Source organism: Streptomyces sp. NBC_00019 (assembly GCF_045041015.1).
In the GTDB taxonomy this organism is placed as follows: Bacteria; Actinomycetota; Actinomycetes; order Streptomycetales; family Streptomycetaceae; genus Streptomyces.
The window spans coordinates 5,393,990-5,409,203 of record NZ_CP108302.1; the positions used below are offsets into that span (position 1 = coordinate 5,393,990).

Annotated in this window: 14 protein-coding genes; 7 read left to right on the forward strand and 7 right to left on the reverse strand. The window is 66.7% G+C overall.

What is annotated here, in order from left to right; all coding sequences use genetic code 11:
- The first annotated feature begins 53 nt into the window (after window positions 1–53).
- Complete coding sequence (locus OHU89_RS25360; RefSeq protein WP_365393498.1) at window positions 54–965, forward strand: rhomboid family intramembrane serine protease; 912 nt, start codon at window positions 54–56, stop codon at window positions 963–965.
- Between the two features lie 258 nt (window positions 966–1,223).
- Here the strand turns inward: OHU89_RS25360 and crgA are convergent, their stop codons facing one another.
- Window positions 1,224–1,478, reverse strand: coding sequence for a cell division protein CrgA (gene crgA / locus OHU89_RS25365; RefSeq protein ID WP_046256538.1), 255 nt, complete (start codon window positions 1,476–1,478; stop codon window positions 1,224–1,226).
- A 141-nt stretch (window positions 1,479–1,619) separates the two neighbouring features.
- On the opposite strand from crgA, the gene OHU89_RS25370 reads away from it, so the two are divergent.
- The 5 genes from OHU89_RS25370 to OHU89_RS25390 all read left to right on the forward strand — a co-directional run bounded on the left by OHU89_RS25370 (window position 1,620) and on the right by OHU89_RS25390 (window position 5,798).
- Complete coding sequence (locus tag OHU89_RS25370; protein ID WP_405646058.1) at window positions 1,620–2,399, forward strand: DUF881 domain-containing protein; 780 nt, start codon at window positions 1,620–1,622, stop codon at window positions 2,397–2,399.
- An 18-nt stretch (window positions 2,400–2,417) separates the two neighbouring features.
- Window positions 2,418–3,101 (forward strand): class E sortase, encoded by a 684-nt coding sequence (locus OHU89_RS25375; protein WP_405646059.1) that lies wholly within the window; start codon window positions 2,418–2,420, stop codon window positions 3,099–3,101.
- 210 nt (window positions 3,102–3,311) lie between these two features.
- Window positions 3,312–3,950 carry an aminodeoxychorismate/anthranilate synthase component II gene (locus tag OHU89_RS25380; RefSeq protein WP_405646061.1) on the forward strand — a complete coding sequence of 213 codons (639 nt, stop codon included), beginning with the start codon at window positions 3,312–3,314 and terminating at the stop codon, window positions 3,948–3,950.
- Window positions 3,947–5,050, forward strand: coding sequence for a class E sortase (locus OHU89_RS25385; RefSeq protein WP_405646062.1), 1,104 nt, complete (start codon window positions 3,947–3,949; stop codon window positions 5,048–5,050). The genes OHU89_RS25380 and OHU89_RS25385 overlap by 4 nt, the downstream gene beginning before the upstream one ends.
- Window positions 5,051–5,063: 13 nt before the next feature.
- Window positions 5,064–5,798: a class E sortase gene (locus OHU89_RS25390; RefSeq protein WP_405646064.1), complete on the forward strand. Its 735-nt coding sequence runs from the start codon at window positions 5,064–5,066 to the stop codon at window positions 5,796–5,798.
- A gap of 80 nt (window positions 5,799–5,878) precedes the next feature.
- Here the strand turns inward: OHU89_RS25390 and OHU89_RS25395 are convergent, their stop codons facing one another.
- On the reverse strand, window positions 5,879–6,934 hold the full coding sequence (locus OHU89_RS25395; RefSeq protein WP_405646066.1) for a restriction endonuclease: 1,056 nt from the start codon (window positions 6,932–6,934) through the stop codon (window positions 5,879–5,881).
- Window positions 6,935–7,488: 554 nt separating this feature from the next.
- On the opposite strand from OHU89_RS25395, the gene OHU89_RS25400 reads away from it, so the two are divergent.
- Window positions 7,489–7,782 carry a hypothetical protein gene (locus tag OHU89_RS25400; protein WP_405646067.1) on the forward strand — a complete coding sequence of 98 codons (294 nt, stop codon included), beginning with the start codon at window positions 7,489–7,491 and terminating at the stop codon, window positions 7,780–7,782.
- Between the two features lie 104 nt (window positions 7,783–7,886).
- Here the strand turns inward: OHU89_RS25400 and pknB are convergent, their stop codons facing one another.
- From pknB to OHU89_RS25425, 5 genes are all read right to left on the reverse strand, one after another.
- Window positions 7,887–9,917, reverse strand: a complete 2,031-nt coding sequence (gene pknB / locus OHU89_RS25405) for a Stk1 family PASTA domain-containing Ser/Thr kinase (RefSeq protein ID WP_405646069.1) — start codon at window positions 9,915–9,917, stop codon at window positions 7,887–7,889.
- Between the two features lie 169 nt (window positions 9,918–10,086).
- Complete coding sequence (locus OHU89_RS25410; protein WP_405646071.1) at window positions 10,087–11,562, reverse strand: peptidoglycan D,D-transpeptidase FtsI family protein; 1,476 nt, start codon at window positions 11,560–11,562, stop codon at window positions 10,087–10,089.
- Complete coding sequence (locus OHU89_RS25415) at window positions 11,559–13,001, reverse strand: FtsW/RodA/SpoVE family cell cycle protein (RefSeq protein ID WP_405646073.1); 1,443 nt, start codon at window positions 12,999–13,001, stop codon at window positions 11,559–11,561. The genes OHU89_RS25410 and OHU89_RS25415 overlap by 4 nt, the downstream gene beginning before the upstream one ends.
- Window positions 13,002–13,028: 27 nt before the next feature.
- Window positions 13,029–14,600, reverse strand: a complete 1,572-nt coding sequence (locus OHU89_RS25420) for a Stp1/IreP family PP2C-type Ser/Thr phosphatase (protein WP_266899478.1) — start codon at window positions 14,598–14,600, stop codon at window positions 13,029–13,031.
- A gap of 98 nt (window positions 14,601–14,698) precedes the next feature.
- On the reverse strand, window positions 14,699–15,211 hold the full coding sequence (locus OHU89_RS25425; protein WP_266824712.1) for an FHA domain-containing protein: 513 nt from the start codon (window positions 15,209–15,211) through the stop codon (window positions 14,699–14,701).
- Between the last annotated feature and the right edge of the window lie 3 nt (window positions 15,212–15,214).

A 15,214-nucleotide genomic window follows, 5' to 3' on the forward strand; every position in this document is an offset into this window, starting at 1 on the left:
TCCGTAAGGATGGGCGGGGCGGTTTCATTGCATACGACGACTTAGGGGACCCCATGGACCAGGCGCCAGGCAGCCCACAGGGCCCGGAGGACCAGGGCCCCCAGCAAGCCGAGGGCCTGCCCGGCTGTTACCGCCACCCCGACCGCGAGACCGGCATCCGCTGCACCCGTTGCGAGCGCCCGATCTGCCCCGAGTGCATGGTCAGCGCCTCCGTCGGCTTCCAGTGCCCCGACTGCGTCCGCGGCGGCTCCGGCACCGGCCACCGCCCCGACGCCGCGATGCCCCGCACGATCGCCGGCGGCACGATCGCCGCCGACCCCCGGCTGGTCACCAAGATCCTCCTCGGGATCAACCTCGCCGTGTTCATCGCCGTCCGGGCATCGAACTCACTGCTCGGCGATCTGGTCCTCATCGGCACCTGGCCGCCGGCCCCCTTCACAGCCACCGAGGGTGTCGCGGACGGACAGTGGTACCGCCTGGTCACCTCGATGTTCACGCACCAGGAGATCTGGCACATCGCCTTCAACATGCTGAGCCTGTGGTGGCTCGGCGGCCCACTGGAGGCGGCCCTCGGCCGTGCCCGCTACCTCGCGCTCTACCTGGTGTCCGGCCTCGTCGGCAGCGTCCTGGCCTATCTGCTGGAGTCCCCGACCACGGCCACGCTCGGCGCCTCCGGTGCCATCTTCGGCCTGTTCGGCGCCACCGCGGTCCTGATGCGCCGGCTCAACTACGACATGCGGCCGATCATCGCGCTCCTGGTGATCAACCTGATCTTCACCTTCAACCCGGCGTTCGACATCTCCTGGCAAGCCCACATCGGTGGCCTCGCCGGAGGCGTGGTCATCGGCTACGCCATGGTGCACGCCCCGCGCGAGCGGCGGGCCCTGGTCCAGTACGGCACCTGCGCCTTGGTCCTTGCCCTGGTCGTCGTATTGACGCTGGTGAGGACGGCTCAGCTCACCTGAGCGGGGCAGTTGTCCACAGCGGGTGGCGAATCTTGTGCATAGTGTGCGCGAACAAGCGTGCCCCCTGTCGCTGACCTGTGTTTCCGCAGGTCGGACAGGGGGCGAACATGCTTTCGGGTGACCGGTAGTTCCGTCACACCGGCGTCAACACTGGATGGGTTATCCACAGATCGTCGTTCTTTTTCCCCACTGTGGAAAACGTTGTGGATAACTCAGCGGATAGCCCTGGGTAGAGCTGTGTTCACCGCGAAGCAGCCACTACTTCCACTGTGTGGAGACGCCGAATCCCGCGGCGATGAAGCCGAAGCCCACCACGATGTTCCAGTTGTCGAGCTTGTCGATGGGCAGCGAGCCGTCCGTCACATAGAAGACGACGATCCAGGCCAGCCCGATGACGAACAGGGCCAACATGACGGGTGCGACCCAGGCGCGGTTGGTCAGCTTGATGCTGGTCGCCTGCTTCGCCGGCGGGGGCGTGTAATCGGCCTTCTTGCGGATACGTGACTTCGGCACGAGGGTCTCTCCTGTCGATGCGCTGCGTGGCCGCGCAGGTAACTAGGTCGGGCTCGGGGCAGCGTACAAGGGGACACTTAGTGCTCCCCCGGGCGTCCGTTAGCGTAGTGCTTCCGCGGCGCCGAAGGAGATAAGGGTACGTTGAGCAATTCTGCCGACTCCCCCCAGGCCGGATCCAGCCCTGTCCGCAGACTGGGTTTCCGGCCCGTGCGGCTGCTCACGATGGCCGTCTTCGCTCTCGCGGGCCTCATCTTCTTCACCAGCTTCAATACAGCCAAGGGCACCAATATCCGCACGGATGCCTCACTGCTGAAGCTGTCCGACCTCATCCTGGAGCGCAGCCACAAGAACGGTCAGCTGGACGAGACCACCGGGACGCTCAGGGACGACGTCGAGGCGCTGGCCGAGCGGGACGACGGCAGCACCAAGGCCGAGGACGACAAGCTGGCGGCGCTGGAGAAAAAGGCGGGGACGCAGAAGCTGAAGGGCGAGGCGATCTCCGTCACGCTCAACGACGCCCCGCCGGACGCCACCGCCAAACTCCCCGGCTATCCCGAGCCACAGCCCGACTACCTGGTCATCCACCAGCAGGACCTGCAGGCCGTGGTGAACGCCCTGTGGCAGGCCGGCGCCCAGGGCATAAAGGTCATGGACCAGCGGCTGATCTCCACCAGCGCCGTGCGCTGCGTGGGCAACACGCTCATCCTCCAGGGCCGGGTCTACTCACCGCCGTACAAGATCACGGCGATCGGGGACCCGGAGAAGCTGCGGACGTCGCTCGCGGCGAGCCCGGCGATCCAGAACTACATGGTCTACGTCAACGTCTACGGGCTCGGCTGGAAAGTCGAGGACGAAGGGACGGTGACTCTGCCCGGCTACTCGGGCACAGTGGATCTGCAGTACGCCAAGCCTGTGGAGTAGGCCTCTCTGGAGCCGCCGGTGCGTGTCGTCGTCAGGACCGTCAGCGAACTCTGCATCACCGTCGGCACGGTCATAGTGCTCTTCGTCGTCTACGTGCTGTTCTGGACCGGCGTGAAGGCCGACGACGTCATGGGCGAGCAGATCGACCAGTTGCAGGACCAGTGGTCGAAGGGGAGCGTGCAGCAGCCGACGGGGGGCGCCCCGTCCGGTGTGCCGGAGCCGACGGTGTACAAGAGCGGCAAGCCCTTCGCGATCATGTACATCCCCCGGCTTGGTTTCACGTGGAACAAGCCCGTGCTGGAGGGGACGGCCGTCGGCACCCTGAAGAAGGGGCTCGGGCACTACGCGCGGACCGCGCGGCTCGGGGAGAAGGGCAACTTCTCGGTGGCCGGTCACCGGCGTACGTACGGCGACCCCTTCAAGGACTTTCCCAAGCTGCGGCGCGGGGACGCGGTGGTGCTGACGGACGGCACGACCTGGTTCACGTATCGGATCGACAAAGGCCCCTACAAAACCGTGCCCACGGACGTTGAGGTGATCGATCCTGTGCCACGTAAGTCGGGGTATACGCGCTCGGGCCGCTATCTCACCTTGACCACGTGCGATCCGGAGTGGGGGCACAGCCACCGGCTGATCGTGTGGGCGCATCTGGACTCCACACAGCCTGTGGAGGAAGGGAAGCCGACGGCCCTGCGCCGTTAGTCTGGTGCGGTACGGCGTGAGTCTGGTGCCGTGGTGCGACGGAAGGGACGGCATGTACGGCTGGATCTGGCGGCATCTGCCAGGGAACGCGTGGGTGAGGGCTTTCCTCTCACTCGTGCTGGTGCTTGCTGTGGTCTACGTCCTTTTCCAGTACGTCTTCCCGTGGGCCGAACCGCTGCTGCCCTTCAACGATGTGACGGTGGACAACCAGTGAGTGCGCGGATTCTCGTCGTCGACAACTACGACAGCTTCGTCTTCAACCTGGTGCAGTACCTGTACCAGCTGGGCGCCGAGTGCGAGGTGCTGCGCAACGACGAGGTGTCGACGGCGCACGCCCAGGACGGCTTCGACGGTGTGCTGCTGTCGCCGGGTCCGGGGACGCCGGAGGAGGCGGGCGTCTGCGTCGAGATGGTCCGCTATTGTGCGGCCACCGGGGTGCCCGTCTTCGGTGTGTGCCTGGGGATGCAGTCGATGCAGGTGGCGTACGGCGGTGTCGTGGACCGGGCGCCGGAGCTGCTGCACGGCAAGACGTCGTTGGTGGAGCACGAGGGCAAGGGTGTCTTCGCGGGTCTGCCGACGCCCTTCACGGCGACCCGCTATCACTCCCTCGCGGCCGAGCCGGAGACGGTGCCGGCCGAGCTGGAGGTGACCGCGCGGACGCACGACGGGATCATCATGGGGCTGCGTCACCGTGAACTGCCCGTCGAGGGTGTGCAGTTCCACCCCGAGTCGGTGCTGACGGAACACGGGCACCGGATGCTGGCCAACTGGCTGGTGGAGTGCGGCGACCAGGGTGCGGTGGCGCGAAGCGCGGGGCTGGCCCCGGTGGTGGGCAGGGCCTCGGCGTGACCGCACTGCGCCCCGAGCGCGAGTCCGGGACCTCGTACGGGGAGCAGTCGTACGAGGATGCCGGTGCGCTTGGGGAGTGGTACGACAGCGCGTCGTACGACGCGGGGGGCGGGGCGGGTGGCGATGAGCCCTGGGTGCCGCCCGCCGACGACGAGACGGTGGCGCTGCGGATACCGGAGCCGCCGCCGACGCGAATAGACGGGTCCGTATCGGCGTCTGGATCGGCGTCTGACGCCTCGCCCGCCACAGGAGCCCCCGGAACCCCTGCGGGGGGCCGTGCGGCCCGTAGAAAGGCCGCCAAGCGCCGTGGTGGGCGTCATGGGGGTGGAGCGAGGCCTTCTGCGGAGTCGGTGGAGGCGTCGGACGACGGGAAGCCGTCGGCTCCGCTCTCCCGTGTCGAGGCCCGGCGGCAGGCGCGGGCGAGCAAGCCGGGTCCGGCGGTGCTGGCGAGCCGGGCGGTCGGTGAGGTGTTCATCACGACCGGCGTCCTGATGCTCCTGTTCGTCACCTACCAGCTGTGGTGGACGAACGTGCGGGCGCACGCGCAGGCCGGCAAGGAGGCGAGCACGCTTCAGAACGAGTGGGCGAGCGGGAAGCGGGCGCCGGGCGAGTTCGAGCCGGGGCAGGGGTTCGCGCTGCTGCACATTCCCAAGCTGGACGTGGTCGTGCCGATAGCGGAGGGCGTCAGCAACAAGAAGGTGCTCGACCGGGGCATGGTCGGGCACTACTCCGAGGGTGCGTTGAAGACGGCGATGCCGAGCGCGAAGACCGGGAACTTCGGACTCGCGGGGCATCGGAACACGCATGGCGAGCCGTTCCGGTACATCAACAAGCTCAGCAAGGGCGACGAGATCGTCGTGGAGACACAGGACGACTACTTCGTCTACAAGATGACGTCGTCGCTGCCGGTGACGGCGCCCAGCAACACGAGCGTGCTCAATCCGGTTCCTCCGCAGTCGGGTCTCACCGAGCCGGGCCGCTACATCACCCTGACGACCTGCACGCCGGAGTTCACCAGCAAGTACCGGTTGATCGTCTGGGGCAAGATGGTCGAGGAACGGCCGCGCAGCAAGGGCAAGCCGGATGCGCTCGTCCAGTAAGGGCAGATGAACAGTGGCAGCGACCGCGGAGCAGCAAGAGGTCACCGACACCACCCTCGCGCCGCGCCGCCGCGGCATGGGCCCGATCGCCACGGCGGTCAGTGTCTTCGGTGAACTCCTCATCACGGCGGGCCTGATCCTCGGCCTGTTCGTCGTCTACTCGCTGTGGTGGACGAACGTCATCGCCGACCGCGCGGCGGGCAAACAGGCCGACAAGGTCCGCGACAACTGGGCCCAGGACAGGGGGCCGGGTGCGCTGAACACGAAGAACGGCATCGGCTTCCTGCACGTCCCCGCGATGAAGAACGGCGAGGTCCTCGTCGAGAAGGGCACGTCGGCGAAGCAGCTCAACGACGGTGTCGCCGGTTACTACACCGACCCGGTCAAGGCGGCGCTGCCGATGTCCGGCAAGGACGGCAACTTCTCCCTCGCGGCCCATCGCGACGGTCACGGCGCCAAGTTCCACAACATCGACAAGATCGAGAAGGGCGACGCGATCGTCTTCGAGACGAAGGACAAGTGGTACGTCTACAAGGCGTACGCGGTCCTTCCGGAGACCTCGAAGTACAACGTCAAGGTCCTGGGCGCCGTCCCGAAGGAGTCCGGAAAGAAGAAGGCCGGCAAGTACATCACGCTGACCACCTGCACGCCGGTGTACACGTCGCGGTACCGGTATGTGGTGTGGGGCGAGTTGGTGCGGACGGAGAAAGTGGACAGCGAGCGGACGTTGCCGAAGGAACTGCAATAGCGTGACGTGTTGTCACGCTTAGAATGCCGAAAGCCCGAAGCCGCAACTTGCTCTTGCGGCTTCGGGCCTTCTGCGTGGGTCTATCGCAGCGCTTTGAGATGCACCCCTGCGGTCCATGCGTCCAGTTCATCGCGGTTTACGGTGATGACTCCACTGAGATCCGCGATTGCCTGTGCTTCGTGACTGAAGTTGCAGGTGGCAACGAACAGCGCGACATCCACGTAATCGACGGCTCGCGCCGCACCGGCGAATTTCTGCATGTCCGCACTGGGGATGGACGAACGACCGGCACCGGCCCGGTTCTTGCACTGGACGGCCACGCTACGTCCGTCGGCCGTACGCCCGGTGATGTCGATGCCCCGGTCGCTGCGGGCCTGCCGTACGACAACGTCCATACAGCCGTCCCGGCGCAGCAGGTCGGCTACATGGCGCTCGAACGACTGCCAGGTCATGGCCGCGATGGACGCCCGGGCTTGGTCGGTGGGAGCGTCTCCTTCCAGGGTGCTGATCCGCCTATGGTGCCAGCACAGCTTGCGCTCGACGTTCTGGATGTCCTCGCGGAGCTCGATGAGCTCCCTGCGGTGTTCGCCCGACGTTTCGATCAGGGCGTTGAACATGGGGACGACCGTCTTGCCGAGGATGTGGGTGATGCGCTGGTCGATGCGGGCGTCGAGGTTGTCGAGGGATGCGTGCGCTGTGGGAGTGGGTGCTTCGGCAGGCAGCGTTCGCGCCAGGTGCTCCATGTCAAGGAGGTATGTGCGTACCTGGCGGGCGATGGCGCTGTCGCGGAGGAGCATGGCGACGTTGAGGACAGCTCGGCGCGACCAGATGGCTACGCTGGAACGCCGCTGTGGATAACCCTCGGCAGAAGAACTCAAGTTGAGTTTCTGATATTCGTGTAGGTCAGCGCCACGTAGCACTCGCATCCCGCTGGATACCAGCTCCGAGCGGTGGCGGCTGAGCAGGTTGTTGATGACCGTCTCGGCGACCTCGAAGTACGCCGCCACCATCGCCGTGGTCACATGCATTCCGTCCGGCAGCAGCGACAGTGCCTTGACTCTGTCGAGTACGTCCGTCCGGTCGAGCACGCTGTTACGCAGGCTCTTCGACTCCAGCAGCGCCGATTCGTTGATCATGATCTGCCCTTCGCTCTCGGCATGGCCGCATGGCCAGGGCAGAGCTTCGTCACCCCACCCCATCGGATCAACGAGTTGTCACATATGAAGACACGATCTATGTATGCATTGGTTTGCGATGGAATCGCCGGAATATCGACTCGCGACCACGCTGAAAGCGAACGCTGGAGAGAGTGGAGGAGGGGGATGATCGGGAGCTGCCGCCGAAGGGGCTGGCTGGTAGACCGCGTTGACTTGACTCCATGGATGGGAGTCGGGGCGAGCTTCTCGACCTGTTCGCTGCCGACAGTCACATAGGTGACTATCGGTCAAAGGTTCGACTAAGGCTTGTATTTGACCAGGTCTTTAGGTGATCATCGCCGTTGATCGCCGGGAGGTCACCACGTGGAGAAGATCGAGGCACCGGCAACCAATGGGGAGGAAACAACGTGAGAAATCGCACGCGCATAGCTGCTACCTGTGCCGCAGTGGCTGGAATCACGATCGCGTTCACCGGTCAGGCGTCCGCGGCGACGCAGACCGCCAGCTGTTCGACGACCGGGGCGCGAGGCAGCATGGGGGCGACTTACCCCACCGGGGACCAGTGGCCGTACGGAGAGTTCAAGATCGCGCTGTCGGTCACGGACACGTCCGCCGATGGTCACCATGTAAGGGTTCGCCTCCTCACCAAGCCGGTCGGGAGCCAGCAAATTTTTACGTGGAAGTGGCACTCCCTCACCTCGGGCTCGGGCGACACGTACACGGTCAGTACCACCGCCGGGAGCTCGTACGGCATTTATGAAACTGGGGTCGAGGTGGCGCGATTCGAAGGCGACACCAAGCTCAACTCCTGCACCGACTGGACCTGACCGCCCAGCCGGATCGAGGCGGCGGTCCTTGAGCCCCTGCCTCGATCCTGAACGAAAGTCCCGGAACTACTTGAGTTCCGGGACTTTCGTTCAGCGCGGGCGGGTCAGTCCTCCGTGCGGGCCGCCGTTCCGGTCGTGCCGCCGAAGAAGGTGCCTCCGCCGTTGTTTCCGCCGTTGTTGTTGCCGCCGACACCGACGGTCGTCAGGGTGATCGTCGTGCCTGCCGGGTCGTCGACCTCGTTGTCCGCGTCCGGGTCCTGGTCGACGACGAACGCGGTGTCGCTCTGATCGCTGCCGTTGGCGAACTGGATGTTGGTGAAGCCCTGGGCCCGCAGGATCTGCTTGGCCTCTCCCACCGTCTTCTGGACGACGTTCGGGACCTTGACCTTGGCCTTCTCGGTCTTCTTGCCGAGGTGGATCGTCACCGTCGAGTTCTTGTCGACCGAGTTGCCGATCGCCGGGTCGGTGCTGACGACCTTGTCGACCAGGTTGTCGTCCTCGGTTTCCGTGTCGGTGACACAGTTGCCGGTGAGGTTGCTCTCTTGCATCCGTGCCTTGGCGTCGTCGCAGCTCAGGCCGTTGACGTCCGGGACGGTCGACTTCTGGATCTCGGTGGCGACGGTGAGGGTGATCGTCGAGCCCTTTTCGACTTCCTTGTTGAAGACGGGGGTCTGGTCGAGGACGGAGCCTGTCTCTTCGGGAGACTCCTTTTCCTTCTTCTCGACCTTGAGACCGTAGTCGTCGCCCTCCAGCTTGGCCTTGGCGTCGTCGAACTGGTCGCCGATGACGCTGGGGACGACGACCTTCGGGGCGCCCGTCGAGACCACGAGGTTGACAGTGGACTGCTTCTCGACCTCAGTGCCTGGCTTGGGGTCCTGCGTGCAGACGTTGCCCTGGGGCTGGTTCTCGCACTCCTTCTTGGTGACTGACACCTTCAGATCGCTGTTGGTCGCCATCTTCTCGGCGTTTTCCTGCCTCTCGCCGATGAAGGTCGGCACCTGCACCTTGTCGTCCGCGCTGTTGTTCCCGCTGAACGCCCACTTCCCGATCAGGATCGCGCCGATCAGGACCAGCACCGCCGCGACGACCAGCAGGATCGTCGAGGTGTTGTTCTTCTTTTGCTGGCGGCGGCGGTCGGGGCGGTCGTCGTAGCCGCTGTAGCCGCCGTCGTCGGGGTTCATGGGCGGGAGCATCGACGTGGCGCCGGCGTCCGTGGAGCGCAGGGCGGTCGTCGGCTGGTCGTCCGGGTAGGCGCCGTAGCCGACCGAGCCCATCGCCGCGGTGGCCGCCACCGGCTGGCCGTCGAGGCACGCCTCGATGTCGATGCGCATCTCGTCGGCGGACTGGTAGCGGTAGTTCGGGTCCTTGACCAGGGCCTTGAGGACGATGGCGTCCATCTCGGGCGTGAGCTCGGGGTCGAAGACCGACGGGGGCTGCGGCTCCTCGCGGACGTGCTGGTAGGCCACGGCCACGGGGGAGTCGCCCACGAAGGGCGGACGTACCGTCAGGAGCTCGTAGAGGAGACAGCCCGTCGAGTACAGGTCCGAACGCTGGTCGACCTGCTCGCCCTTCGCCTGTTCCGGCGAGAGGTACTGGGCCGTGCCGATGACCGCCGACGTCTGGGTCATCGTCATGCCGGAGTCGCCCATGGCACGGGCGATGCCGAAGTCCATGACCTTGACCTGGCCGTTGCGCGTGAGCATGACGTTGGCCGGCTTGATGTCGCGGTGGACGATGCCGGCCCGGTGGGAGTACTCCAGGGCCTGGAGGATGCCGATCGTCATCTCCAGCGTGCGCTCCGGCAGCAGCCTGCGGCCGGAGTGCAGCAGCTCACGGAGCGTGGAGCCGTCGACGTACTCCATCACGATGTACGGGATCGAGACCCCGTCGATGTAGTCCTCACCCGTGTCGTAGACCGCGACGATCGCGGGATGGTTGAGCGAGGCGGCCGACTGGGCCTCCCGGCGGAACCGGGCCTGGAAGGACGGGTCGCGTGCGAGATCCGCGCGCAGCGTCTTCACCGCCACGGTGCGGCCGAGCCGGGTGTCATGCGCGAGGTATACCTCCGCCATGCCACCACGGCCGAGCACCTGGCCCAGCTCGTACCGGCCGCCGAGGCGACGCGGCTCTTCCATAGCTACCTACCAGCCCTCTCCGTCGGTCCCGACCGGCACTGGTGTGCGGTCGGAGGCTGCCGTCCGGGCCTACCGTACCCGGCTGGCTTTGTGTGACCTGGCCAAGCCCGTCACCCGATACAGGACCGGTATCGCAACGTGCACCGATGTGAAGGGGACGTGAGCGGGGTCACTTGTTGGAGTTGATGACCGCCTCCATCACGCTCTTCGCGATCGGCGCCGCGAGGCCGCTGCCGGAGATGTTCTCGCGGACCGCGTTCTCGTCCTCGACGACCACGGCCACGGCGACCGGCTTGCTGCCGTCGCCGAGCTTGGCGTACGAGATGAACCAGGCGTAAGGGTTCTTGCTGTTGTTCTCGCCGTGCTGGGCGGTACCCGTCTTGCCGCCGACCGTGACGTCGCCGCCGATCTGGGCCGTCGTACCGGTGCCCTTCTCGACGACCGTCTCCATCATCGACTGCAGGATCTGCGCGTTCTTCGCCGACAGCGGCTGGCTGTACTTCTCCGGGTCGGTCTTCTCGATGACGTCGACATTGCTGGCCTGGAGTTCGTCGACCATGTACGGCTTCATGAGGGTGCCGTCGTTGGCGACCGCGGAGGCGACCATGGCCATCTGCAGCGGGGTGGCGGCGGTGTTGAACTGGCCGATGGAGGACAGGGCGACCTGCGAGGGTTCCATGTCGTCGGAGAAGACGGAGGCGCTGGAGCGGACCGGCGTGAACTGCTCCTCGGTGAAGCCGAACTTCTTGGCCTCTTCCAGCATCTTCTCGTTCTTGAGGTCAGCGCCGATCTTGCCGAAGACGGTGTTGCAGGAAACCCGCAGCGCCTCGCGGAGCGTGGCGTTCTTGCAGGGGATGTTGCCCTCGTTCTTCAGCTCGGTCTTGGTGCCCGTCATGACCCAGGGCAGCGGAGAGTCCGTCTTCTCGTCGGGGTCGTCGTACAGGCCGCTCTCCAGCGCGGCGGCCGCGGTGACGACCTTGAAGGTGGACCCGGGCGGGTAGACCTCGCGCAGGGCCCGGTTGAGCATCGGGTCGGCGGGGTTGTTCTTCTTGTCGAGCTTCTTCCAGGCCGCCGCGTCCGAGTCGCCGCCACCGGCGATCGTCCCGGGGTCGTACGACGGGTAGGAGGCCATCGCCAGGATCTTGCCGGTGGACGGTTCGAGGGCGACGACCGCGCCCTTGCCGCGCTTGGCGAGGCCCTCGTACGCGGCCTTCTGGGCGGCGGCGTTGAGGGTGGTGACGACGTTGCCGCCCTCCTTCGCCTTGCCCGTGATCATGTCGAGGGTGTTGCGGAAGAAGAGCCGGTCGTCGTTGCCGGTGAGGATGCCGTCCTCGATGCTCTCCAGCTGGTTGGCGCCGTAGGCCTGCGAGACGAAGCCCGTGACGGGCGCCCACATGGCGCCGTCCTTGTAGGTGCGCTTGAACTTGAAGTCGCCGCTGGTGGTCTCGGTGTAGCCGGTGATGGCCTTGCCGTCGACGATTATGTCGCCGCGCGGGGTGGCGTACCGCTCGATGGCGACCCGGCGGTTGTCGCCGTCGGTCCTCAGGTCGTCGGCCTTGACGTACTGGAGCCAGTTGTCACGGATGAGCAGGGCCATGACGAGGAGGCCGCAGAAGATCGCGATCCGGCGCAGGGGCTTGTTCATGACGGGCGGACCACCTGGGTCATCTCGGCGTCGGGGCTGGGGGCGGGAGCGGGCGCCGGACGGCGTGCGGTGTCGCTGATGCGCAGCAGGATGCCGATCAGGGCCCAGTTGGCGATGACGGACGAACCGCCGTAGGCCACGAACGGCAGCGTCATACCGGTCAGCGGGATGAGGCCCATGACACCGCCGGCCACGACGAAGACCTGGAGGGCGAAGGCGCCGGACAGACCGACGGCCAGCAGCTTGCCGAACGGGTCGCGGGCCGCGAGGGCAGTACGCACACCGCGCTCGACGATCAGCCCGTAGAGCAGCAGGATCGCCATGACGCCTGCCAGGCCCAGCTCCTCGCCGAACGTGGCGAGGATGAAGTCGGAGTTGGCGGCGAAGCCGATGAGGTCGGAGTTGCCCTGCCCGAGACCGGTGCCGAGGGTGCCGCCGGAGCCGAAGGCCCACAGGGCCTGCATGGACTGTTCGGTGTGGCCCCCGACGCCCTGACGGGAGAGCGTGTATTCCTTCATCGGGTCGAGCCAGGCCTGGACGCGCTGCTGGACGTGCGGTTCGAAGCTGGCCACGCCGACCGCACCGGCCGCGGACATCAGCAGACCGAAGACGATCCAGCTGGTCCGCTCGGTGGCGACGTACAGCATGATGATGAACATCCCGAAGAACAGCAGGGATGTACCGAGGTCGGTCTCGAAGACCAGGATGAGGATCGAGATCATCCAGACGACGATGATCGGGCCGAGGTCGCGGCCGCGGGGCAGGTACAGGCCCATGAAGCGGCGGCTGGCCAGCGCCAGGGCGTCTCTCTTGACCATGAGATAGCCGGCGAAGAACACCGCTAGGGCGATTTTCGCGAACTCACCGGGCTGGACCGTGCCGAGGCCCGGAATCTTGATCCAGATCTTGGCGCCGTAGATGTTTGCGCCGAGTCCCGGAACGAGCGGCAGGACGAGCAGGAACAGCGCGCCGGCCATGGAGATGTAGGTGTAGCGCTGCAGGACGCGATGGTCCTTCAGGAAGACGAGCACGGCCACCAGCAGGGCGACGCCCAGCGCGGAGTAGAGCAGCTGGCGCGGCGCGGCCTCGACGTAGAGGGGGCTCTGCTGGAGCCGCTTCGACTGGTCCAGACGCCAGATGACGACCAGACCGAGCCCGTTCAGCAAGGTGGCCAGCGGCAGCATCAGCGGGTCCGCGTACGGCGCGAATTTCCGTACGACGAGATGGCCGACGCCTGCGAGCAGGGCTAGGCCCAGGCCGTAGCCCAGCAGGCCGGCAGGCAGCTCGTCGTTGATGGCGAGGCCTACGTTGGCGTAGGCGAACACCGGGATGACCACGGCGAACACCAGCAGCGCGAGCTCGGTGTTGCGTCGGCTCGGTGTGCCGATCGAGCCGATCGTGGACGTGTGGTGCGTCGACGTGTTGGAAGTACTGCTCATCGTGTGACAGGGCCTCTCACGGCTTGCCTACTGCGTACCGCACTGCCCGACGACCTGCTTCTCTTCGTCCGAGAGGGTGGGGCCGGGGGTGGGAGTGGGCGCGGTCGGGGAGGCGGAAGCGTTCGGGGACGGTGAGGTCGAGGTGGACGGGGTCGGTGAGGCCTTGGACGTGAGGGAGGTCTTGGTGGTTCCCGTGGTGCCTCCGGCCTCGCCCTCGCCGGTCTTGGAGTTCTGCTCGCTCTCGGCGGCCTGCTGTTCGGCGCGCTTCTTGCACGCGGAGGCCTGCAGGGAGAGTTCGTCGATCTTCTTCTGGGCGGTCTTGAGGTCGCCTTCGGCGATGGTGCCCTCGACGAGCTTCTGCTGGTACGGCGGCAGGTACTTGAGTTCGATCTCGGGGTGGTCCTTCTCCACCTTCGACAACGACACCCAGGCAAGGTCCTGGCTGATGCCCCGGTACAGCGCCACGTGCTCGTCGTTGGTGGCCACGTAGTACTGGGTCTGGGTCCAGCGCCAGCCGCCGTAGAGGCCGCCGCCGACGACGGCGAGCGTGAGGGCGATGTAGAAGGATCTCTTCAGCCACTTGCGGCCCTTGCGGGGCTTGACGAAGTCCTCGTCGCTGTAGTCGCCGAAGCCGTCGGTGGGGATGAAGCCGGTGACGTCGCCGGAGCCGGGCGGGCCGAACTGTCCGCCCCCGCCCTGTCCGGGCACCTGGCGGCCGAGCCCGGAGGCGCGGCCCGCGGGGGTCTGCATGATGCCGTTGTCGTGCAGTTGGTGCTGCTGGTTCTCGGCGACCGCGCCGACGACGACCGGGGTGTCGGAGAGCTGCCCGGCGAGGGTGTCCCCGGTGTCCAGGTCCAGTACGTCGGCGACGATGACCGTGATGTTGTCGGGGCCGCCGCCGCGCAGCGCGAGCTGGATCAGCTCCTGCACGGTCTCCTGCGGGCCCTGGTAGCTGGCGAGGGTGTCCTCGAGGGTCTGGTGGGAGACGACCCCGGACAGTCCGTCGGAGCAGATCAGGTAGCGGTCGCCGGCGCGGACCTCGCGGATGGAGAGGTCGGGCTCGACGTGCTCGCCGCTGCCCAGCGCGCGCATCAGCAGGGAGCGCTGCGGGTGGGTGGTGGCCTCTTCCTCGGTGATGCGGCCCTCGTCGACCAGGCGCTGCACCCAGGTGTGGTCCTGTGTGATCTGGGTGAGGACGCCGTCGCGGAGCAGGTACGCGCGCGAGTCGCCGACATGGACGAGGCCGAGGCGCTGGCCGGTCCACAACAGGGCGGTCAGCGTGGTGCCCATGCCCTCGAGCTGGGGGTCCTCCTCGACCAGGGAGCGCAGTTGGTCGTTGGCACGCTGGACGGCCGTGCCGAGGGAGGTGAGGACGTCGGAGCCGGGTACGTCGTCGTCGAGCGCGACGATGGTGGAGATGGCCTCGGAGGAGGCGACCTCACCGGCGGCGGCGCCGCCCATCCCGTCGGCGATGGCGAGCAGGCGCGGACCGGCGTATCCGGAGTCCTCGTTGCCCTCCCGGATCATGCCTTTGTGCGATCCGGCGGCGAAGCGCAGTGACAGACTCATGCGCACCTCGCCCGTCGGCTCCGGATACATCCGCACGGTGCCCACCCTCCGGTCGGGAGCGCGCCGGGGCCCGGGGTGGGGGCCCACTCCGCGTGCTCGCTCCGCTCGCGCCTATTCATGATGTAGCACTACTTCCGCAGCTCGATGACGGTCTTGCCGATGCGGATCGGCGCGCCCAGCGGAATCGGTGTGGGGGTCGTCAGCCGACTCCGGTCCAGATAGGTGCCGTTGGTGGACCCCAGGTCCTCGACGATCCACTGGCCGTCCCGGTCCGGGTAGATCCTGGCGTGCCTGCTGGAGGCGTAGTCGTCGTCCAGCACGATGGTGCTGTCGTGCGCCCGGCCCAGCGTGATGGTCTGGCCCTGGAGCGCGACGGTGGTGCCGGTGAGGGTGCCCTCGCTGACGACCAGCTTGCTGGGGGCGTTACGGCCGCGGCGGCCGGCAGCGGGCTGCTGGCGCTGTTGCGGGGGCGCCTGTTGGCGCTGGGCCTGCTGCGGCCGGGCGGCCTCTCGCCTGGCCCCGCGCTGGGTGACACGCGTACCGAACAGGTCGCTGCGGATGACCTGTACGGCCACGATCACGAACAGCCACAGTACGGCTAGGAAACCCAGCCGCATGACCGTCAGGGTCAGCTCTGACATTGC

What these genes read in the sequence shown, in the direction of transcription:
- pknB (WP_405646069.1), bottom strand. Translation starts at nt 9,917, where the DNA reads ATGGAAGAGCCGCGTCGCCTCGGCGGCCGGTACGAGCTGGGCCAGGTG.
- OHU89_RS25360 (WP_365393498.1), top strand. Translation starts at nt 54, where the DNA reads ATGGACCAGGCGCCAGGCAGCCCACAGGGCCCGGAGGACCAGGGCCCC.
- OHU89_RS25415 (WP_405646073.1), bottom strand. Translation starts at nt 13,001, where the DNA reads ATGAGCAGTACTTCCAACACGTCGACGCACCACACGTCCACGATCGGC.
- OHU89_RS25400 (WP_405646067.1), top strand. Translation starts at nt 7,489, where the DNA reads ATGGGGGCGACTTACCCCACCGGGGACCAGTGGCCGTACGGAGAGTTC.
- OHU89_RS25395 (WP_405646066.1), bottom strand. Translation starts at nt 6,934, where the DNA reads ATGATCAACGAATCGGCGCTGCTGGAGTCGAAGAGCCTGCGTAACAGC.
- OHU89_RS25425 (WP_266824712.1), bottom strand. Translation starts at nt 15,211, where the DNA reads ATGTCAGAGCTGACCCTGACGGTCATGCGGCTGGGTTTCCTAGCCGTA.
- OHU89_RS25420 (WP_266899478.1), bottom strand. Translation starts at nt 14,600, where the DNA reads ATGTATCCGGAGCCGACGGGCGAGGTGCGCATGAGTCTGTCACTGCGC.
- OHU89_RS25410 (WP_405646071.1), bottom strand. Translation starts at nt 11,562, where the DNA reads ATGAACAAGCCCCTGCGCCGGATCGCGATCTTCTGCGGCCTCCTCGTC.